Here is a 23,543-nt window from a genome sequence, read left to right on the forward strand (position 1 = left end):
ATGAGCAGCAGCGGTGATTTGTCGAAGCGGATCGCGAATCTGTCGCCGGAGAAGCGCGCGGAGCTGCTGAAGAAGATGGCCGCGCAGAAGCAGGCGGCGGGGACTCCGGCGCGGGCGGCGTTCCCGCTGAGGGACCGCTCGCGGCCGGCGGAGCTGTCCTTCGCGCAGCAGCGGCTGTGGTTCATGGACCAGCTGGCGCCGGGAAGCCCGCTCTACAACGTGCCCGTGGCGGTGCGGCTGGAGGGCGCGGTGGACGTGCCCGTGCTGGAGCGCTCGCTGCTCGAGGTGGTGCGGCGTCACGAGTCGCTGCGCACGACCTTCCAGGGCGGAGACAGCGGGCCGGTGCAGCACTTCGCGGACGCGCCCGTGCTGGAGTTGGAGCGCACGGACGTGAGCGCGTTCTCGGCGGAAGCGCGCGAGGCCGAAGCCTGGCGCCGGGTGCGGGAAGGGGCGCTGCGCCCGTTCGACCTCGCCACGGGGCCGCTGATGCGCGCGCTGCTGGTGAAGCTGGGGGACGCGGACCACCTGATGCTGGTGGCGATGCACCACATCGTGTCGGACGGGTGGTCGCTGGGCGTGCTCGTGCGCGAGGTGGCGGTGCTGTACGCCATGTTCCTGCAGGGCCAGCCGTCGCCGTTGCCGGAGCTGGCCGTGCAGTACGCGGACTACGCGGCCTGGCAGCGGGAGACGTTGCAGGGCGCGGCGTTGGAGCGGCAGCTGGCGTACTGGCGTGAGCAGTTGTCGGGCGCACCGCCCGCGCTGGAGCTGACGACGGACAAGCCACGGCCCGCGACGCGTGGCTTCCGGGGCGCGCGCACGCCCATCCAGTGGCCGCGTGAGTTGACGGACTCGCTCCGGGCGCTGGCGCAGCGGGAGGGCGCGACGCTGTTCATGGTGCTCCTGGCCGGGTGGCAGTCGCTGCTGTCGCGCTACTCCGGGCAGGACGACGTGAGCGTGGGCTCTCCCATGGCGGGCCGGACCCGCTCGGAGCTCGAAGGCCTCATCGGCATGTTCGTCAACACGCTGGTGCTGCGCGCGCGCCTCACGCCAGAGCTGTCGTTCCAGGGGCTGGTGCGCCAGCTGCGCGAGACGATGGTGGGCGCGACGGACCACCAGGACGTGCCCTTCGAGAAGCTGGTGGAGGCGCTGCAGCCGGAGCGTGACTCGGGGCGCACGCCGTTTTTCCAGGCGATGTTCGCGCTGCAGAACGCGCCGCGAGGCCCGGTCGCCGTGCAGGGCCTGAAGCTGAACGCGATGGAGGTGGACACCCAGACCGCCAAGTTCGACCTGCTCCTCCAGCTCACGGAGGCGGAAGGGAACCTGAGCGGCTACGTGGAGTACGACACCGACCTCTTCCACGCCGCCACCGTCGCGCGGATGGTGGAGCACCTGCGCGGCCTGCTGGAGTCCGCCGTGGCCCACCCGGCGATGCCCGTGGCCCGGCTGCCCATGGTGAAGGCCGCCGAGCGTCACGTGCTGGCCGTGGACTGGAACCGGACGCAGGCGGCCTATCCGCGGGAGCGGCCGGTGCACGCGCTCTTCGCGGAGCAGGCGCGCAAGTCGCCGGACCGGGTGGCGGTGGTGCAGGGCGTGGATGGCCGGACGCTGACGTACGGCGAACTGGACGCGAAGGCGAACCAGCTGGCGCACCACCTGCGCGGGCTCGGAGTGAAGCGTGGCACGCGGGTGGGCGTGTACGTGGAGCGCTCGTGGGAGATGGTGGTCGGGCTGCTCGGCATCCTGAAGGCGGGCGGCGCGTACGTGCCGGTGGACCGCAACTACCCGGCGGACCGCATCGCGCTGCTACTGGAGGACGCGGGCGTCGAAGTGACGCTGACGCAGCAGTCGCTGGTGGAGAAGCTGCCGGCCAGAGCGGGCACGCCGCTCTGCGTGGACGCGGCGTGGGAGTCCATCCGCCGTGAACCGGAGACGGCACCGGACGTGGAGGTGGGCGGCGAAGACCTCGCGTACATCATCTTCACGTCGGGCAGCACGGGCCGTCCGAAGGGCGTGTGCGTTCCCCATAGGGGCATTACCCGCCTGGTGCTGGGCAACGACTTCATGCGCTTCGGGCCAGATGCCATCTGGTCGCAGACGGGGCCGGTGGCCTTCGACGCGTCGACGCTGGAGCTGTGGGGCGCGCTGCTGCACGGGGCGAAGCTGGTGCTGGCGCCGCCGCACGCGCTGACGCTGGAAGAGTTGAGCGCGCTGGTGACGCAGGAGCGCGTCAGCGTCCTGTGGCTGACGACGGCGCTGTACGAGCAGATGGCGCTTCACCAGGGAGACGCGCTGGCGGGCGTGTCGCAGGTGCTGACGGGCGGTGACGTGATGCCGTTCCCGCGCGCAAGGGAGCACCTGGCGCGGCTGCCGGAAGGCGCGGTGCTGGTGAATGCGTACGGCCCCACGGAGAACACCACGTTCTCCACCACGCACACGATGACGGGTCGGACGGTGCTCGATGGGGCGGTGTCCATCGGCAAGCCGATTGGAAACTCGACGACGTACGTGCTGGACGCGCACGGAGACGTGGCGGGCGTGGGTGTCCCGGGTGAGCTGCACGTGGGCGGCGAAGGCCTCGCGTGGGGCTACCTCAACCGCGCGGACCTGACGGCGGAGCGCTTCGTCCCCCATCCCTTCAGCACGGAGCCCGGTGCGCGCCTGTACCGCACGGGCGACAAGGCCCGGTGGAGGGAGGACGGCACGCTGGAGTTCCTGGGGCGCACCGACTTCCAGGTGAAGGTGCGTGGCTTCCGCATCGAGCTGGGTGAAATCGAAGCCGCGCTCCTCCAGCATCCGGACGTGGCGGAAGCCACGGTGGTGGCGCGGGGGCAGGGCGCGGACAAGCAGTTGGTGGGGTACGCGGTCGCGAAGCCGGAGCGGACGCTCGACGCGGCGGAGCTCAAGGCGCACCTGCGGCAGCGGCTGCCGGAGTACATGGTGCCCACGGCCCTGATGTCGCTGGACGCGCTGCCCCTCAGCGCGAACGGCAAGGTGGATCGCAAGGCGCTGCCGGAGCCGGAAGCCCCGCGCTCGGAGAAGGTCTTCGAGGCGCCCCGCACGGAGACCGAAGCGAAGCTGGCGGCCATCTGGGCGCAGGTGCTGCGCGTGCCCCAGGTGGGCGTGACGGACAACTTCTTCGAACTGGGCGGCCACTCGCTGCTGGCGACGCAGGTGGCCTCGCGGATCCGAGCCGGGTTCGGAGTGGAGCTGCCGCTGCGGGAGCTGTTCGAGTCCGCCACCCTGGAAGCCCTGGCGCTCCGCCTGGAGCGAGCCACCCGCTCCGTCGCCCCGCCGCTGGTGCCCGTCTCGCGAGAGCAGCCCCTGCCGTTGTCGTTCGCGCAGCAGCGCCTGTGGTTCATCGACCAGCTGGAGCCGGGCAGCCCGGTCTACAACGTTCCGCTGGCGGTCCGACTGGAGGGCGCGCTGGACGTCGCGGTGCTCCAGAGCGCGCTGGATGCACTGGTGCTCCGTCACGAAGCGCTCCGCACGACGTTCACGTCGCACGAAGGCACGCCGGTTCAGGTGGTGCATCCGCCCTCGGCGATGCCGCTGGAGGTGGAGGACCTGCGCGGCGTCGAAGCGGGCGAGCGGGAGCAGGAGGCCCGCCGCCGGGTGATGGCGCAGGGGCTGCGGTCCTTCGACCTGTCGCGGGGGCCGCTGGTCCGAGCACAGTTGGTGCGGCTGGAGGAGCGCGACCACCTGCTCGCGCTCACGATGCATCACGCCATCTCGGATGGTTGGTCGTTGGGCGTGCTCGTGCGGGAGATTGGCGCGCTGTACGCGGCGTTCGTGCAGGGCCAGCCCTCCTCGCTGCCGGAGGTGCCGCTCCAGTACGCGGACTACGCGGCGTGGCAGCGCGGCTGGCTTCAGGGAGACGTGCTCGAACGCGAGGTGTCCTTCTGGAAGGGCCGGCTCGCGGGAGCACCCGCCGCGCTGGAGTTGCCCACGGACCGTCCGCGTCCGGCGGTGCGGGGCAACGCGGGCACGATGCACTTCTTCCAGTGGCCCCCTTCGCTGACACAGCGCCTGCGGGCGCTGGCGCAGCGCGAGGGTGCATCGCTGTACATGGTGCTGCTGGCGGGCTGGCAGGTGCTGCTGTCGCGCTACAGCGGACAGACGGACATCAGCGTGGGTTCGCCCATCGCGGGCCGGACGAGAGCGGAGCTGGAAGGGCTCATCGGCTTCTTCGTCAACACGCTGGTGATGCGCGCGCGGGTGGATGGGGAGACGTCCTTCCGTGAGTTGCTGAAGCAGGTGCGAGGCACGGTGCTGGAGGCCTACGAGCACCAGGACGTGCCCTTCGAGAAGCTGGTGGAAGCGCTGCATCCGGAGCGCAGCCTGAGCCACACGCCGCTGTTCCAGACGCTGCTGGCGCTCCAGAACGTGCCGCAGGGCGACCTGGGGCTGCCGGGCATGGCGCTCAAGCCGCTGATGATGGAGAGCCACACGTCGAAGTTCGACCTGAGCGTCTTCTTCGTGGAAGAGGGCGAAGGGCTGAGGGGCTCGGTCGAATACAGCACCGAGCTGTACGACGCCGCGACGGTGCGCCGGATGGTGGAGCACCTGAGGGTGCTGCTGGATGCTGCGATGGCGCGTCCGGAGGCCGCTGTGTCCCGGCTGCCGATGGTGGACGCGGAAGAGCGGCAGCGGATCCTCGACGGTGGCAACCGCATGGCGGCGGAGGCCGTGGGCACCACGCCGGTGCACGCGCTGTTCTCCGAACAGGCCCGGAAGACGCCGGACGCGGTAGCGATCCAGGTGCATGACGGGCGGACGTTGACGTACGCCGAGCTGGACGCGAAGGCGAACCAGCTGGCGCATCACCTGCGGAGCCAGGGCGTGAAGCGTGGCACGCGGGTGGGCGTGTACGTGGAGCGCTCTCTGGAGATGGTGGCGGGGCTGCTGGCCATCCTGAAGGCGGGAGGCGCGTACGTGCCGGTGGACCGCAACTACCCGGCGGAGCGCATCGCGCTGCTGCTGGGGGATGCGGGCGTGGGCGTGACGCTGACGCAGCGGTCGCTGGTGGAGAAGCTGCCAGCGAGCGCGGGCACGCCGCTGCTGCTGGACACGGTATGGGCCGAAGCGGCCCGGCATCCGGAGACGGCGCCGCGGGTGGAGGTCAGCGCCGAAGACCTGGCGTACGTGATGTTCACGTCGGGAAGCACGGGCCGCCCAAAGGGCGTGAGCGTGCCGCACCGGGGCATCACGCGGCTGGTGGTGGGCAACGACTTCCTGCGCTTCGGACCGGAGGAGGTCTGGCTGCAGCTGGCGCCGGTGGCCTTCGACGCCTCGACGCTGGAACTCTGGGGCGCGCTGCTGCACGGGGCGAAGTTGGTGCTGGCGCCGCCACACGCGTTGGCACTGGAGGAGTTGAGCGCGCTGCTGCGCAAGGAGCGCATCAGCACGTTGTGGCTGACCGCCGCGCTGTACGAGCAGATGGCGCTGCACCAGGTGGACGCTCTGGCCGAGGTCTCGCGAGTGCTGGCGGGCGGCGACGTGCTGCCGGCCCAGCGAGTGCGCGAGCACCTGAAGCGCCTGCCACAAGGCGCGATGCTGGTGAACGGGTACGGCCCGACGGAGAACACGACGTTCTCCGCGACGCACGCTCTCACACGCGACACGGAACTCACCGCTTCGGTGCCCATCGGCAAGCCGATTGGAAACTCGACGGCGTACGTGCTGGATCCGCACGGTGACGTGGCCGGAGTAGGCGTACCGGGTGAGCTGTTCGTGGGTGGCGAAGGTCTGGCGTGGGGCTACCTGAACCGTACAGACCTGACGGCGGAGCGCTTCGTTCCGAACGCGTTCAGCACGGAGCCCGGCGCGCGGCTGTACCGGACGGGAGACAAGGCGCGCTGGAAGGAAGACGGGACGCTGGAGTTCCTGGGGCGCACCGACTTCCAGGTGAAGGTGCGTGGCTTCCGCATCGAGCTGGGTGAGGTGGAAGCGGCCCTCCTCCAGCATCCGGGCGTGGCGGAAGCCGCGGCGGTGGTGCGCGACGTCGGCGGAGACAAGCGGCTCGTCGCGTGGCTCGTGGCGAAGCCGGGACAGAACATCGATCCGAAGGCAGTGGAAGCGGAGCTGCGGCAGCGGTTGCCGGAGTACATGGTGCCGTCGGCGATGGGCGTGTTGGAAGCGCTGCCGCTCACGGCCAACGGCAAGGTGGACCGCAAGGCGCTCATGGCGCTGGAAGCGCAGGAGGCAGGCACCGCCTTCGAAGCGCCCCGCACGGAGGTGGAGAAGAAGCTGGCGGCCATCTGGGCGGAGGTCCTGCGGGTGCCCTGGGTGGGGCTGAGGGACAACTTCTTCTCGCTCGGTGGCCACTCGCTGCTGGCGACGCAGGTGGTGTCACGGATCCGCTCGGAGTTCGGAGTGGAGATCTCGTTGCGCGTCCTCTTCGAGGCCCCCGTGCTCGAAGTCCTGGCCGAGCGGCTGGGAACGGCCGCGAGTCACCAGTCCACGGCGCTGAAGTCCGCCGCGAGTGATGAAGCGCCGCCGCTGTCGTTCGCGCAGCAGCGCCTGTGGTTCATCGACCAGATGGAACCGGGAAGCGCGATCTACAACGTGCCCGTCGCGGTCCGGCTGCGGGGCACCTTGAAGCGGGGTGCGCTCGTGCGAGCCCTGGACGAAATCGTCCGGCGCCACGAGTCCCTCCGCACGACGTTCGAGCTGCACGAGGGCCAGCCCGTGCAGCGCATCCATCCCCACGCGCGCCTGCCGGTAGCGGACGTCGACCTGGAGGGAATCGACAGCGAGCAGCGGGAGGCGGAGGTCCGGCGCCGGCTCGGAGTGGAGTTGGCGGAGCCCTTCGACCTGTACAGGGGGCCGCTCATCCGGGCGAGCCTGCTGAAGCTGGGCGTCACCGAGCACGTGCTGTTCATCACGATGCACCACATCGTGTCGGATGGCTGGTCGCTGGGAGTGCTGATCCGTGAAGTGGGGGCGTTGTACGCGGCCTTCACGGAAGGGCGTCCGTCGCCCCTGCCAGAGCTGTCGTTGCAGTACGCGGGCTACGCGGCGTGGCAGCGCGGTTGGTTGCAGGGAGAGACGCTCCAGAAGGAGGTGGACTTCTGGAGGGGGAAGCTCGCCGGGACGCCGCCAGTCCTGGAGTTGCCCACGGACCATCCGCGGCCGGCGGTGCGAGGCAACGCGGGAGCGGTTCATTCCTTCGTGCTGCCGTCATCGCTGGAGCAGGGACTGAAGGCGCTGGCGCAGCGCGAGGGCGCATCGCTGTACATGGTGCTGCTGGCGGCGTGGCAGGCGCTGCTGTCGCGCTACAGCGGACAGACGGACATCAGCGTGGGTTCGCCCATCGCGGGTCGGACGCGGGCGGAGCTGGAAGGACTCATCGGCTTCTTCGTCAACACGCTGGTGCTGCATGCGCAGGTGGACGGTGAGAAGTCGTTCCGTGAGTTGCTGACGCAGGTGCGGGGCACGGTGTTGGAGGCCTACGAGCACCAGGACGTGCCGTTCGAAAAACTGGTGGAGGCGCTGCAGCCCGAGCGCAGCCTGAGTCACACGCCGCTGTTTCAGTCACTGCTGGCATTGCAGAACACGCCCGAGGGAGAGGCGCGCCTGCCCGGGCTGACGATGAAGCCCCTGGAGCTGGAGATCCGCACGTCGAAGTTCGACGTGAGCATCTTCTTCACGGAGACGCCGCAGGGCTTGAGTGGAGCGGTGGAGTACAGCACCGAGTTGTTCGAAGCAGCGACGGTGCGCCGGATGGTGGAGCACCTGCGGGTGCTGCTGGAAGGCGTGGTGGCGAAGCCGGAGGAGGCAGTGGGCCGGCTGCCCATGCTGACGGAGGCGGAGCGCCAGCAGGTGCTGCTGACGTGGAACCCGACGGCCACGCAGTCCTCCCGTGACATGTCGGTGCACGCCCGCTTCGAGGCACAGGCGAAGCAGACGCCGGACGCGGTGGCGCTGAAGCTCGCGGAAGGGGGCGGCACGCTGACTTACGGCGAGCTGGACGCGAAGGCGAACCAGCTGGCGCACCACCTGCGGAGCCAGGGAGTGAAGCGCGGCACGCGGGTGGGCGTGTACGTGGAGCGCTCGCTGGAGATGGTGGCGGGGCTGCTGGCCATCCTGAAGGCCGGGGGCGTATACGTCCCGGTGGACCGCAACTACCCGGCGGAGCGCATCGCGCTGCTGCTGGGGGATGCGGGCGTGGGCGTGACGCTGACGCAGCGGTCGCTGGTGGAGAAGCTGCCGGCGAGCGCGGGAACGCCGCTGCTTCTGGACACTGCATGGAGCGAGATCGCGCACCTGCCGACCTCGGCGCCGCAGGAAGAAGTGAGCGCGGACGACCTGGCGTACGTGATGTTCACGTCGGGAAGCACCGGCCGGCCGAAGGGCGTGAGCGTGCCGCACCGGGGCATCACGCGGCTGGTGGTGGGCAACGACTTCCTGCGCTTCGGGCCGGGGGAGGTCGGGCTGCAACTGGCGCCGGTGGCCTTTGACGCGTCGACGCTGGAACTCTGGGGCGCGCTGCTGCACGGGGCGAAGCTGGTGCTGGCGCCGCCGCACGCGCAGACGCTGGAGGAGCTGGGCGCGCTGCTGCGCAAGGAGCGCATCAGCACGCTGTGGCTGACCGCCGCGCTGTACGAACAGATGGCGCTGCATCAGGTGGATGCGCTGGCGGAAGTGTCGCAGGTCCTCGCGGGCGGCGACGTGTTGCCAGCCCAGCGAGTGCGCGAGCACTTGAAGCACTTGCCGGAAGGCGCGGTGCTGGTGAACGGATACGGTCCGACGGAGAACACGACGTTCTCCGCGACGCACGCGCTCACGCGTGACTCGGCCGTCACCGCTTCAGTGCCCATCGGCAAGCCGATTGGAAACTCGACGGCGTACGTGCTGGACGGGTACGGCGGCGTGGCCGGAGTGGGCGTGCCGGGAGAGCTGTACGTCGGCGGCGAAGGCCTGGCGTGGGGCTACCTGAACCGTACGGACCTGACGGCGGAGCGCTTCGTTCCGAACGCGTTCAGCACGGAACCCGGCGCGCGGCTGTACCGCACGGGAGACAAGGCGCGCTGGAAGGAAGACGGGACGCTGGAGTTCCTGGGGCGCACCGACTTCCAGGTGAAGGTGCGAGGCTTCCGAATCGAGCTGGGCGAAGTGGAAGCGGCCCTGCTCCAGCATCCGGACGTGGCGGAAGCCGCGGCGGTGGTGCGCGACGTCGGCGGAGACAAGCGGCTCGTCGCGTGGCTCGTGGCGAAGCCGGGACAGAACATCGATCCGAAGGCAGTGGACGCGGGCCTGCGGCAGCGGTTGCCGGAGTACATGGTGCCGTCGGCGATGGGCGTGTTGGAAGCGCTGCCGCTCACGGCCAACGGCAAGGTGGACCGCAAGGCGCTACCTGAAATCGAAGCGACTGCTTCGCAGCACGAGTACGAAGCGCCTCGCACGGAGTCGGAGCAGAAGCTGGCGGCCATCTGGGCGGAAGTGCTGCGCGTCCCGCGGGTCGGGGTGAGGGACAACTTCTTCGCGCTGGGCGGGCACTCGCTGCTGGCGACCCAGGTGGTGTCGCGGATCCGGAAGGAGCTGGGCGCGGAGCTGCCACTGCGGACTCTGTTCGAGGCTCCGACGTTTGAAGCCCTGGCCCGACGGCTGGAGACGGCCGAGCGTCCGCTGCCCGTGGCGCTGGAGTCGATCGCGAACGCTGGGCCGTCGCCGCTGTCGTTCGCGCAGCAGCGCCTGTGGTTCATCGACCAGTTGGAGCCGGGCTCGGCGCTCTACAACGTGCCCGTCGCGGTGCGCCTGGAAGGCGAGCTGGACGTGGGAGCCCTGGACTGGGCCCTGCGTGAAATCGTCCGGCGCCACGAATCCCTCCGCACGACGTTCGAGCTGCACGAGGGGCAGCCCGTCCAGCGCATCCATGCCGACGAAGTCCGCCTCTCCATGGTGCAGATCGACCTGGGGGCGTTGGACGGCGAGCAGCGGGAGGCGGAAGTCCGGCGCCGGCTCGGAGCAGAGCTGGCGGAGCCCTTCGACCTGTACAGGGGGCCGCTCATCCGGGCGAGCCTGTTGAAACTGGGAGCCGCCGAGCACGTGCTGCTCATCACGATGCACCACATCGTGTCGGACGGCTGGTCGCTGGGAGTGCTGATCCGCGAAGTGGGAGCGTTGTACGCGGCCTTCTTGGAAGGGCGTCCGTCGCCGCTGCCGGAGCTGTCGTTGCAGTACGCGGGCTACGCGGCGTGGCAGCGCGGTTGGTTGCAGGGAGAGACGCTCCAGAAGGAGGTCGACTTCTGGAGGGGGAAGCTCGCCGGGACGCCGCCAGTCCTGGAGTTGCCCACGGACCATCCGCGCCCTGCGGTGCGAGGCAACGCGGGTGCGATCCATTCCTTCGTGCTGCCGTCATCGCTGGAGCGGGGACTGAAGGCGCTGGCGCAGCGCGAGGGTGCATCGCTGTACATGGTGCTGCTGGCGGCGTGGCAGGCGCTGCTGTCGCGCTACAGCGGACAGACGGACATCAGCGTGGGTTCGCCCATCGCGGGCCGGACGAGAGCGGAGCTGGAAGGGCTCATTGGCTTCTTCGTCAACACGCTGGTGCTGCGCGCGCAGGTGGACGGAGAGAAATCCTTCCGGGAGTTGCTGACGCAGGTGAAAGGCACGGTGCTGGAGGCGTACGAGCACCAGGACGTGCCGTTCGAGAAGCTGGTGGAAGCGCTGCAGCCCGAGCGCAGCCTGAGTCACACGCCGCTGTTCCAATCCCTGCTCGCGTTGCAGAACACGCCCGATGGAGAGGCACGGCTGCCCGGGCTGACGATGAAGCCCTTGGAGCTGGAGCTTCGTACGTCGAAGTTCGATGTGAGCATCTTCTTCACGGAGACGCCGCAGGGCTTGAGCGGAGCGGTGGAATACAGCACCGACCTGTTCGAAGCAGCGACGGTGCGCCGGATGGTGGAGCACCTGCGGGTGCTGCTGGAAGGAGCGGTGGCGAAGCCGGAGGAGGCAGTGGGCCGGCTGCCCATGCTGACGGAGGCGGAGCGCCAGCAGGTGCTGGTGACGTGGAATCAGCAGCAGGCGGAGTACGCGCGCGACGCGACGATTCCCCAGCTCTTCGAGGCGCAAGCGAAGCGCACCCCGAATGCTGTAGCCGTGGTGAGCGGCAAGCAGCGGCTGACGTACCGGGAACTGGAGGCGAAGGCGAACCAGTTGGCGCACCGTTTGCGCAAGCTGGGCGTGGGCCCCGAGTCCCGCGTAGGCCTGTGCGTGGAGCGTACCGCAGACGTGGTGGTGGGAACGCTGGGCATCCTCAAGGCGGGCGGCGCCTACGTGCCGCTGGATCCGAGCTACCCGAAGGAGCGACTGGGCTGGCTGCTGGAGGACGCGCAGGGCCCGGCATTGGTGGCGCACTCGCACCTCTTGGAGTCGCTGCCCGCCTTCAGCGCGAAGGCGGTCTGCCTGGACCGTGAGGATGAGTGGGCGGAAGAGTCCTGCTGCCCGCCGACGCCGGAGGTGCGCCCGGAGAACGTGGCGTACCTCATCTACACGTCAGGAAGCACAGGCCGCCCGAAGGGCGTGGCGGTAACGCACCGGAACGCAGTGGCCTTCCTGTCGTGGGCAACGGAGACGTTCACCGAAGAAGAGACGAAGGCGGTACTCGCGGCGACGAGCCTGAACTTCGACCTCTCGGTGTTCGAACTCTTCGCGCCGCTGGTGCGAGGCGGCAGCGTGGTGGTGGTGCGCAATGCCCTGCACCTGGCGGAGGAGAAGCCGGAGGCGGACGTCACGCTCATCAACACGGTGCCATCGGCGATGGCGCAGTTGGTGCGGCTGAAGGCGGTGCCGCCGTCGGTGCGCGTAGTGAATCTCGCTGGCGAAGCGCTGCCCGAGACGCTGGCAAGGGCCGTGTACGCGGTGCCAACGGTTCAGAAGCTCTACAACTTGTACGGCCCGTCGGAAGACACGACGTACTCGACGTGGTCACTGGTGGGGCGCGCAGAGGTGCCGAACATCGGCCGGCCGCTCACCAACACGCGGGCGTACGTGCTGGACAAGTACCTGCAGCCGGTACCGGCGGGCGTAGCGGGAGAGTTGTTCCTGGCAGGCGAAGGCCAGGCGCGCGGCTACCTGCTGAGGCCGGAGCTGACGGCGGAGAAGTTCCTGCCGGAGGTGTACGGCCCCGAAGGCAGCCGCATGTACCGCACGGGAGACCGGGTGCGGTACCGCGCGGACGGAGTGCTGGAGTACCTGGGCCGAGTGGACTTCCAGGTGAAGGTGCGAGGCTTCCGCATCGAGCTGGGCGAAGTGGAGTCCGCGCTGCGCCAGCAAGAGTCGGTGAAGGAAGCGGTGGTGGTGGCGAAGGGGGAGGGCGCGGAGAAGCGGCTCGTGGCGTACGTGGCCCCGAAGGCCGGCGCGACACTGGAAGCGGAGGCCTTGAAGGCGAGTCTGCGCCAACGGCTGCCGGAGTACATGGTGCCCGGTTCAGTAGTGGTGCTGGAGGCACTGCCGCTCAACTCCAACGGCAAGGTGGACCGCAAGGCCCTGCCGGATCCGGAGGCGCCGGCAGCCATCATCACCTACGCAGCCCCGCGCACGGAGACGGAAGCGAAGCTGGCGGCCATCTGGGCGGAAGTCCTGCGAGTCCCTCGGGTGGGCGTGAAGGACGACTTCTTCGCGCTGGGTGGCCACTCGCTGCTCGCGACACAAGTCGTGTCGCGAGTTCGCGCGGAGACGGGCGCGGAGCTGCCGCTGCGTGCGCTGTTCGAAGCGCGAACGGTGGAGTCGCTCGCTCGTCAGCTGGGGCAGACCGCGTTCTCTGGCAAGAACACGATGGAGCGCAGGCTGGGGGATGCCGCCCGGCCGCTGTCGTTCGCGCAGCAGCGGTTGTGGTTCATCGACCAGCTGGAGCCGGGGACGGCGCTCTACAACGTGCCCGTCGCGGTGCGGCTGGAGGGAGCGCTGCGCCAGGACGTCCTGGAACGGGCGCTGCGCGAAGTGGTGCGGCGCCATGAAGCGCTGCGGACGACGTTCGCGGAGAAGGATGGTCAGTCCCTCCAGGTCATCCACTCGGACATGACCCTGCATCTGGAGCGGGTGGAGGTGTCCTCGGGGGATGCGCGGCAGCGGATTGAGCAGGAGATGTTGAAGCCGTTCGACCTGTCGCGCGGTCCGCTGATCCGGGCACTCCTGCTGACGCTGGGAGGCGCGGAGCACGTGTTGGTCGTCACGATGCATCACATCGTGTCGGACGGCTGGTCGCTGGGCGTGTTGATCCGGGAGGTGGGCGCGCTGTACGCGGCCTTCGCGGAAGGCCGTCCGTCGCCGCTGCCAGAGCTCCCTGTGCAGTACGCGGACTACGCGGCCTGGCAGCGCGACGGGTTGCAGGGCGCGACGCTCCAGCAGGAGGTGGACTACTGGAAGCGGAAGCTCGTTGGCGCGCCGCCGGTGCTGGAGTTGCCCACGGACCATCCCCGTCCGCCGGTGCGTGGCAGCGCGGGAGCGACGTACTCCTTCCCCCTGTCCCGGTCGCTGACGGGGGACCTCAAGGCGCTGGCCCAGCGGGAAGGTGCGTCGCTGTACATGGCGCTGCTTGCGGGTTGGCAGGTCCTGCTGTCGAGGTACTCGGGGCAGGACGACATCAGCGTGGGTTCGCCCATCGCGGGCCGCACGCGCGCGGAGGTGGAGGGCCTCATCGGCTTCTTCGTCAACACGCTGGTGCTGCGCGCCCAGGTGGATGGAGGCCAGTCCTTCCGGGCGCTGCTCACGCAGGTGCGGGAGACGGTGCTGGGCGCGTACGAGCACCAGGACGTGCCCTTCGAGAAGCTGGTGGAGGCGCTCCAGCCTGAGCGCGACCGGCGTCACACGCCGTTGTTCCAGGTGTTCCTGGCGCTCCAGAACCTGCCTGAGAGCGAAACGCGACTGCCGGGCTTGACGCTCAAGCCCGTGGCCTACGAAGGCCGGACGTCGAAGTTCGACCTGAGCCTCTTCTTCATGGAGACGCCAGACGGTCTGACGGGTGCGATGGAGTACAGCACCGACCTGTTCGAAGCAGCGACGGTGCGCCGGATGGCGGAGCACCTGCGAGTGCTGTTCGAAGGCATGGTGGCGAAGCCGGACGCAGCGGTGGGCCATTTGCCCATGTTGATGGAAGCGGAGCGCCAGCAGGTGCTGGTGACGTGGAACCAGCAGCAGGCGGAGTACGCGCGCGACGCGACGATTCCCCAGCTCTTCGAGGCGCAAGCGAAGCGCACCCCGAATGCTGTAGCCGTGGTGAGCGGCAAGCAGCGGCTGACGTACCGGGAGCTGGAGGCGAAGGCGAACCAGTTGGCGCACCGTTTGCGCAAGCTGGGCGTGGGCCCCGAGTCCCGCGTAGGCCTGTGCGTGGAGCGTACCGCCGACGTGGTGGTGGGAACGCTGGGCATCCTCAAGGCGGGCGGCGCCTACGTGCCGCTGGATCCGAGCTACCCGAAGGAGCGACTGGGCTGGCTGCTGGAGGACGCGCAGGGCCCGGCATTGGTGGCGCACTCGCACCTCTTGGAGTCGCTGCCCGCCTTCAGCGCGAAGGCGGTCTGCCTGGACCGTGAGGATGAGTGGGCGGAAGAGTCCTGCTGCCCGCCGACGCCGGAGGTGCGCCCGGAGAACGTGGCGTACCTCATCTACACGTCAGGAAGTACAGGCCGCCCGAAGGGCGTGGCGGTAACGCACCGGAACGCCGCGGCCTTCCTCGCGTGGGCAACGGAGACGTTCACCGAAGAAGAGACGAAGGCAGTGCTTGCGGCGACGAGCCTGAACTTCGACCTCTCCGTCTTCGAACTCTTCACGCCGTTGGTGCGAGGCGGCAGCGTGGTGGTGGTGCGCAATGCCCTGCACCTGGCGGAGGAGAAGCCAGAGGCGGAGGTGACGCTCATCAACACGGTGCCGTCGGCGATGGCGCAGTTGGTGCGGCTGAATGCAGTGCCGCCGTCAGTGCAGGTCATCAACCTCGCCGGTGAAGCATTGCCGGAGACGTTGGCGAAGGCCGTGTACGCGGTGCCGACGGTGCGCAAGCTGTACAACCTGTACGGCCCGTCGGAAGACACGACGTACTCGACGTGGTCGCTGGTGGGGCGCGCAGAGGTGCCGAACATCGGCCGGCCGCTCACCAACACGCGGGCGTACGTGCTGGACAAGTATCTGCAGCCCGTACCGGTGGGCGTCGCGGGAGAGCTGTTCCTGGCGGGCGAAGGCCAGGCACGTGGCTACCTGCTGAGGCCGGAGCTGACGGCGGAGAAGTTCCTGCCGGAAGTCTACGGCCCGGAAGGCAGCCGCATGTACCGCACGGGAGACCGGGTGCGGTACCGGGCGGACGGAGTGCTGGAGTACCTGGGCCGAGTGGACTTCCAGGTGAAGGTGCGAGGCTTCCGCATCGAGCTGGGCGAAGTGGAGTCCGCGCTGCGCCAGCAAGAGGCAGTGAAGGAAGCAGTGGTGGTGGCGAAGGGGGAGGGCGCGGAGAAGCGGCTCGTGGCGTACGTGGCCCCGAAGGCCGGCGCGACGTTGGAAGCAGAGGCACTGAAGGCAAGCCTGCGTCAGCGGCTGCCGGAGTACATGGTGCCCGGAGCGGTGGTGGTGCTGGAGGCACTGCCGCTCAACTCCAACGGCAAGGTGGACCGCAAGGCCCTGCCGGAGCCGGATGCGCAAAAGGCCGGAAGTACCTACGAGGCTCCGCGCACGGATGCGGAAGCAAGGCTCGCGGCCATCTGGGCGGAGGTGCTGCGGGTGCCCCAGGTGGGCGTGAAGGACGACTTCTTCGCGCTGGGTGGCCACTCCCTGCTGGCGACACAGGTGGTGTCGCGAGTGCGCGCGGAGATGGGCGCGGAGCTGCCGCTGCGCGCGCTGTTCGAATCGCGCACGGTGGAGTCGCTCGCCCATCAGCTGGAGAAAGCCGCGTTCTCGAGCAAGACGGCGATGAGGCGCCGGCTGGGGGCCACTGCACGGCCGCTGTCGTTCGCGCAGCAGCGGTTGTGGTTCATCGACCAACTGGAGCCAGGCACCGCGCTCTACAACATGCCCGTGGCACTGCGGCTGGAAGGTGACCTGGACGTGGGCGTCCTGGAGCGCGCCCTGCGGGAGGTCGTGAGCCGTCACGAGGCCCTGCGCACGACCTTCGAGGTGCAGGACGGTCAGCCCCTCCAGGTCATCCATTCGGACCTGGCACTGCACCTGGAGCGGGTGGAGGTGTCCGAGTCAGCTGCACGGCAGCGGATTGAACAGGAGATGTTGAAGCCGTTCGACCTGTCGCGCGGTCCGCTGCTTCGAGCGCTCCTGCTGAAGTTGGGCAATCGGGAGCACGCGCTGGTCGTCTCGATGCACCACATCGTGTCGGACGGCTGGTCGCTGGGCGTGTTGATCCGCGAAGTGGGCGCGCTGTACGCGGCCTTCTCCTCGGGGCAGCCGTCACCCTTGCCAGAGCTGCCCGTGCAGTACGGGGACTACGCGGCCTGGCAGCGTGACTGGCTGCGGGACGAGGCCCTGGCGCGCGAGGTGGACTACTGGAAGCAGTCGTTGATGGGGGCGCCGCCGGTGCTGGAGCTGCCGACGGACCGTCCGCGTCCGGCGGTGCGCACCAACGTCGGCACGACGCTGGGCTTCATGCTGCCGCTGGATCTGTCCCAGCGGTTGAGCGCGCTGGCCCTGCAGGAGGGCGCCTCGCTGTTCATGGCGCTGCTGGCCGGGTGGCAGGTGCTGCTGTCGCGCTACTCGGGGCAGACGGACATCAGCGTGGGTTCGCCCATCGCGGGCCGGACGCGCGCGGAGGTCGAAGGGCTCATCGGCTTCTTCGTCAACACGCTGGTGCTGCGCACCCAGGTCGACGGAGAGGCGTCCTTCCGTGAGCTGCTGAAGCAGGTGAGGGGAACGGTCCTGGGCGCGTACGAGCACCAGGACGTGCCCTTCGAAAAGCTGGTGGAGGCGCTGCAGCCCGAGCGCAGCCTGAGCCACACGCCGCTGTTCCAGACGTCGATGTCGCTCCAGAACGTGCCCATCGAGGAGTCCAGACTCCCCGGCCTGGTTCTCAAGCCTGTGCCCTACGAAGGCCGCACGTCGAAGTTCGACCTGAGCCTCTTCTTCACGGAGACACCGGACGGGCTGGCCGGAGCGGTGGAGTACAGCACTGACCTGTTCGAAGCAGCGACGGTGCGCCGGATGGTGGATCACCTGCGCATGCTGCTGGAAGGCATGGTGGCGAAGCCGGACGCAGCGGTGGGCCAGCTGCCCATGCTGACTGAAGCGGAGCGCCAGCAGGTGTTGGTGACGTGGAACCAGCAGCAGGCGGAGTACGACCGGAACGCGACGATTCCGGCGCTCTTCGAGGCGCAGGCGAAGCGCACGCCGGATGCCGTGGCCGTGGTGAGCGGCAAGCAGCAACTGACGTACCGGGAGGTGGAGGCGAAGGCGAACCAGCTGGCACACCGGCTGCGCAAGCTGGGAGTGGGACCGGAGTCGCGAGTGGGCCTGTGCGTGGAGCGCACGGCGGACGTCGTGGTGGGGACGCTGGGCATCCTCAAGGCCGGCGGCGCCTACGTGCCGTTGGATCCGAGCTACCCGAAGGAGCGACTGGGCTGGCTGCTGGAGGATGCGCAGGGCCCGGCGCTGGTGGCGCACTCGCACCTCTTGGAGTCGCTGCCTGCCTTCAATGCGCAGGCGGTCTGCCTGGACACGGACGCGACATTGGCCATGGAGCCGACCGAAGCGCCAGAGGCAGGGCCCCGGCCTGAAAACGTGGCGTACCTCATCTACACGTCGGGAAGCACAGGCCGTCCGAAGGGCGTCGCTGTGACGCACCGGAACGCGGTGGCCTTCCTGTCGTGGGCAACGGAGACGTTCACGGAGGAGGAGACGAAGGCAGTGCTCGCGGCAACGAGCCTGAACTTCGACCTCTCGGTGTTCGAGCTGTTCACGCCGCTGGTGCGAGGCGGCAGCGTGGTGGTGGTGCGCAATGCCCTGCATCTGGCGGAGGAGAAGCCAGACGCGGAGGTGACGCTCATCAACACAGTGCCGTCGGCGATGGCGCAGTTGGTGCGGCTGAACGCCGTGCCGCCGTCGGTGCGCGTAGTGAATCTCGCTGGCGAAGCACTGCCGGAGACGTTGGCGAAGGCCGTGTACGCGGTGCCGACGGTGCAGAAGCTCTACAACCTGTACGGCCCGTCTGAAGACACGACGTACTCGACGTGGTCGCTGGTGGGGCGGAATGAGGTGCCGAACATCGGCCGGCCGCTCACCAACACGCGCGCGTACGTGTTGGACAAGTACCTGCAACCGGTTCCGGTGGGCGTAGCGGGAGAGCTGTTCCTGGCGGGAGAGGGCCAGGCGCGCGGCTACCTGCTGAGGCCGGAGCTGACGGCGGAGAAGTTCCTGCCGGAAGTCTACGGCCCGGAGGGCAGCCGCATGTACCGCACGGGGGACCGGGTGCGGTACCGCGCGGACGGAGTGCTGGCGTACCTGGGCCGAGTGGACTTCCAGGTGAAGGTGCGAGGCTTCCGCATCGAGCTGGGCGAAGTCGAAGCAGCCCTGCGTCAGCAGGAGGCGGTGAAGGACGCAGTGGTAGTGGCGAAGGGGGAGGGCGCGGAGAAGCGCCTCGTGGCGTACGTGGCGCCGAAGGTCGGCGCGACGTTGGAAGCGGAGGCACTCAAGGCAAGTCTGCGTCAGCGGTTGCCTGAGTACATGGTGCCCGGAGCGGTGGTGGTGCTGGAAGCCCTGCCGCTCAACTCCAACGGCAAGGTGGACCGCAAGGCCCTGCCGGAGCCGGAGGCACCGACCTCCACCCGCACGTACGTGGCCCCGCGCACGGAGATGGAAGCGAAGTTGGCGGCCATCTGGGCGGAGGTGCTGCGAGTCCCCCAGGTGGGCGTGAAGGACGACTTCTTCGCGCTCGGAGGCCACTCGCTGCTGGTGACGCAGGTGGTGTCGCGCATCCGCACGGAGACCGGCGTGGAGCTGCCGCTGCGCGCGCTGTTCGAGGCTCCCACGCTCGAGGCCCTGGCCCAGCGGATGGGGACGGCGGGCCGCGGTCAGAGCTCGATGCCGGGCGACTCGTTGATGGGCACGACGCCGCCGCTGTCGTTCGCGCAGCAGCGCCTGTGGTTCATTGACCAGCTGGAGCCGGGTACGGCGCTCTACAACCTGCCCGTGGCGGTACGGCTGATGGGCTCGCTGGATGTCGCGGCCCTGGAGCGGGCCCTGAACGAGGTCGTGCGCCGTCACGAGGCCCTGCGGACCACCTTCGAGGAGCGCGGCGGGCAGGCCATCCAGGTCATCCAGCCCACCCTGTCGCTGGAACTGGCCCGGGAGGGCCTGCGGACTGTCGACGAAGCCCGCCGCGAGGCGGAGGCCCGCTGGCAGGTGGAGCAGGAGATGCTCCGTCCCTTCGACCTGGGCCAAGGGCCGTTGATCCGCACCCGGCTGTTCACGCTCGGGGAGCGCGAGAGCGTCCTCGTGGTGACGATGCACCACATCGTGTCGGACGGCTGGTCGCTGGGCGTGTTGATCCGCGAGGTGGTCGCGCTCTACGCGGCCTTCTCCTCGGGGCAGCCGTCCCCCCTGCCCGAGCTGCCCGTGCAGTACGCGCGCTACGCGTCCTGGCAACGCGGCCGGCTCCAGGGAGAAGTCCTCGCGCGGCAGGTGGACTACTGGAAGCGGAAGCTCGCCGGCGCGCCGCCGGTGCTGGAGCTGCCCACGGACCGCCCGCGTCCGTCCGAGCGGGGCATCGCGGGAGCGACGTACTCCTTCACCCTGTCCCGGTCGCTGACGGGGGCGCTCAAGTCCCTGGCCCAGCGGGAAGGGGCCTCGCTGTACATGGTGCTGCTGGCCGGGTGGCAGGTGCTGATGGCGCGCTACAGCGGCCAGCAGGACATCAGCGTGGGTTCACCCATCGCGGGCCGCATGCGCGCGGAGCTGGAGGGGCTCATCGGCTTCTTCGTCAACACGCTCGTGCTGCGCGCGAACGTGGACGGCGCCCTGTCCTTCCGGCAGTTGCTCGCCCAGGTGCGCGAAACGGTGCTGGATGCGTACGAGCACCAGGAGGTCCCGTTCGAGAAGCTGGTGGAGGTCCTCCAGCCCGAGCGCAGCCGCAGCCACACGCCGCTCTTCCAGACGATGCTCTCCCTCCAGAACCTGCCGATGGGCGAGCTGCGGCTGCCGGACCTGGCGCTCCAACCGGTGAACGTGGAGAGCCCCGTCGCGAAGTTCGACCTGAGCGTGTCGTTCATGGAGATGCCTCAGGGCTTCTCCGGATCGATGGAGTACAGCACGGAGCTGTTCGACGCGGGCACCATCCAGCGGATGGTCTCGCACCTGCTCTCGCTGTTCGAAGGCGCGGTCGCGCGCCCGGACACGCGCGTGTCCCGCCTGCCCATGCTGACCGGCGCCGAGCGCCGCGAAATGCTGGTGGAGTGGAACGCCACGCGCGTGCCCTTCCCCGAGTCCTGCCTGCATGCGCTCTTCGAGGCGCAGGTCCGTCGCGCGCCAGAGGCCGTGGCGGCTGTCTTCGAGGGAACGCAACTGACGTACGCGCAGCTCGACGCGCACGCCAATCAGCTCGCCCACGCCCTGCGCCGTCGTGGCGTGGGCCCGGAGGTCCGCGTCGCCCTCAGCGTCGAGCGCTCCCTCGACATCGTCATGGGCCTGCTCGGCATCCTGAAGGCCGGTGGCGCCTGGGTGCCCGTGGATCCGCTCCTGCCCCGGGAGCGCCTGGCCTTCATGCTGGAGGACAGCGCGGCGCAGGTGCTCGTCACCCAGCAGCCACTGGTGGCCCGTTTCCCGGAGGCCCTGCATTCCCGTGCGCTCTGCCTGGATACGGAGCGCGAGTCGCTGGCCAGGGAGTCGACGGATGCGCCCGTGACGGGCGTGACGCCCGCGAACATGGCGTACCTGCTCTACACCTCGGGCAGCACGGGGACGCCAAAGGGCACGGCGGTGGAGCATCGCGGCGTGGCCAACCTGGTCACCCACGAAGCGGTGGCGTACGGCATCGGCCCTGGCAGCCGCGTGCTTCAGTTCGCCAGCCTCAGCTTCGACCTGTCGGTGGAGGAGATCTTCACCACGCTATGCAACGGCGCCACGCTGGTGCTCGCGCCGCTGGAGAAGCTGATGCCGGGCGTGTCGCTGCCCGTGCTGCTGCGTGAGCAGGAGCTGAGCGTCGTCAGCCTCACCCCCGCGGCGCTGGCGGCCACGTCCTCCGAGGGGCTGCCCAACGTACGCACCGTCATCTCCGGCGGTGAAGCCCTGCCCGCGGACGTCGCCGCGCGATGGGCTCCGGGTCGGCGCCTGCTCAATACGTACGGCCCGACGGAAGCCACCGTCATCGCCACACTGGGCGAGGTGGTGGCGGATGGGAACGTGCCGCCCATCGGCAAGCCGCTGGCGAACGTGCGCGTCTACGTATTGGACCCGCACGGGCAGCCGGTGCCCGTGGGCGTGCGCGGCGAGTTGCACATCGGAGGCGTGGGCGTGGCGCGTGGTTACGCGGGACGTCCGGGACTCACCGCCGAGCGCTTCGTGCCGGACGCCTTCTCGGGCGAAGTGGGCGCCCGTCTCTACCGGACGGGTGACGTCGTGCGCTGGCGTGCGGACGGACAGCTGGACTTCGTCGGCCGCATCGACTCGCAGGTGAAGGTGCGCGGCTTCCGCATCGAGCTGGGCGAGGTCGAAACCGCGCTGGCGCGGCAACCGGGCGTGAGCGAGGCCGTGGTGCTGGTGCGGGGCGACGGTGGCGACAAGCGGCTGGTGGGCTACGTCGTGGCGAAGGACGGCCACGCGCTGGACGTGGACACGCTGCGCACGGGCCTGCGCCAGGGGATACCCGAGTACATGGTGCCGGGGGCGCTGATGGTGCTGGACGCCCTGCCGCTCAACGCGAACGGCAAGGTGGACCGCAGGGCGCTGCCGGAGCCCGAGGCCGCCCGTGGGGGAGACGCCTACGTGGCCCCGCGCACCGTGACGGAGGCGAAGCTCGCGTCCATCTGGGCGGAGGTGCTGCGCCTGGAGCGTGTGGGCGTGAAGGACAACTTCTTCGCGCTGGGTGGACACTCGCTGCTGGCGACGCAGGTGGTGTCGCGCATCCGCACGTCGCTGGGCGTGGAGATGCCGCTGCGTCTGCTGTTCGAAGCGCCCACGGTGGAGGCGCTGGCGCAGCGGATCGAGCAGCTGGGACGCTCCGGCGTGCCCACGCTGAGCGCCGGAGCGCGTCCGGCGTCGCTGCCGCTGTCCTTCGCGCAGCAGCGGTTGTGGTTCATCGACCAGCTGGATCCGGGCAGTCCGCTCTACAACGTGCCCACCGTGGTGCGGCTGGAGGGCGACCTGGACGCCGCGGCGCTGGAGCAGGCCCTGCGGGAGGTCGTGCAACGGCACGAAGCCCTGCGCACGACGTTCGAGGAGGAAGCAGGTCAGCCCGTCCAGCGCATCCACGCGTCCGTGGATGTGCCGTTGAGCATCATGGACCTGACGGGTTCCGGCCCCGAGCGGGAGGACGTGGCCCGTCAGCGGGTGCTGGAGGAGTTGGCGAAGCCCTTCGACCTGATGCGTGGACCGCTCTTGCGGGCGCTGATGGTGCGCATGGATGCACGCGACCACCTGCTCGTGCTCACGATGCACCACGCCGTGTCGGACGGCTGGTCCGTGGGCGTCCTGCTCCGCGAGCTGGGGGCGCTGTACACCGCGCGGGCGAGCGGCCTGGCGTTGGCACTGCCACCGCTGCCGGTGCAGTACGCGGACTACGCTGCCTGGCAGCGCGACTGGCTGAGGGATGAAACCCTGGCGCGCGAGGTGGACTACTGGAAGCAGTCGCTGACGGGAGCACCGCCGGTGCTGGAGTTGCCGACGGACCGTCCGCGTCCGGCGGTGCGCACGAACGCCGGCTCGACGCTGGGCTTCATGCTGCCGCTGGAGCTGTCCCAGCGGTTGGGCGCACTGGCTCGAAGTGAAGGCGCGTCGCTGTTCATGGTGCTGCTGGCCGGGTGGCAGGTGCTGCTGTCGCGCTACTCGGGGCAGGCGGACATCAGCGTGGGTTCGCCCATCGCGGGACGCACGCGCGCGGAGGTGGAGGGCCTCATCGGCTTCTTCGTCAACACACTGGTGCTGCGCACCCAGATGGATGGAGACCCATCCTTCCGCGCGCTGCTCGCGCAGGTGCGGGAGATGGTGTTGGGTGCGTACGAGCACCAGGACGTGCCCTTCGAGAAGCTGGTGGAAGCGCTGCATCCGGAGCGCAGCCTGAGCCACACGCCGCTGTTCCAGACGTTGATGTCGCTCCAGAACGTGCCTATCGAGGAGTCCCATCTCCCAGGGCTGGTGCTCAAGCCCATGAGTCTCGAGGGCCGCACGTCGAAGTTCGACCTGAGCCTCTTCTTCACGGAGACGCCGGACGGTCTGGCCGGAGCGGTGGAGTACAGCACCGACCTGTTCGAAGCGATGACGATGCGCCGGATGGTGGAGCACCTGCGCGTGCTGCTGGAAGGCATGGTGTCAAAGCCGGATGCAGCGATGGGCCGGCTGTCCCTGCTCACGCCCGTGGAGCGTCAGCAGGTGTTGGTGACGTGGAACCAGCAGCAAGCAGAGTACGAGCG

General features: G+C 69.3%; 1 protein-coding gene (running past one end of the window). It reads left to right on the forward strand.

Features of this window, described 5'->3' with window-relative positions; all coding sequences use genetic code 11:
• Nucleotides 1-23,543 carry the 5' portion of a non-ribosomal peptide synthetase gene (locus D7V77_RS10040; RefSeq protein ID WP_147452028.1) on the forward strand. The gene runs 5,683 nt beyond the window's last position, so only the first 23,543 of its 29,226 coding nucleotides appear in the window; it begins with the start codon at nt 1-3; its stop codon lies off the right edge, out of view.

Origin of the sequence: Corallococcus sp. CA041A (assembly GCF_003612075.1) — a bacterium.
GTDB classification, from domain to species: Bacteria; Myxococcota; Myxococcia; order Myxococcales; family Myxococcaceae; genus Corallococcus; species Corallococcus exiguus.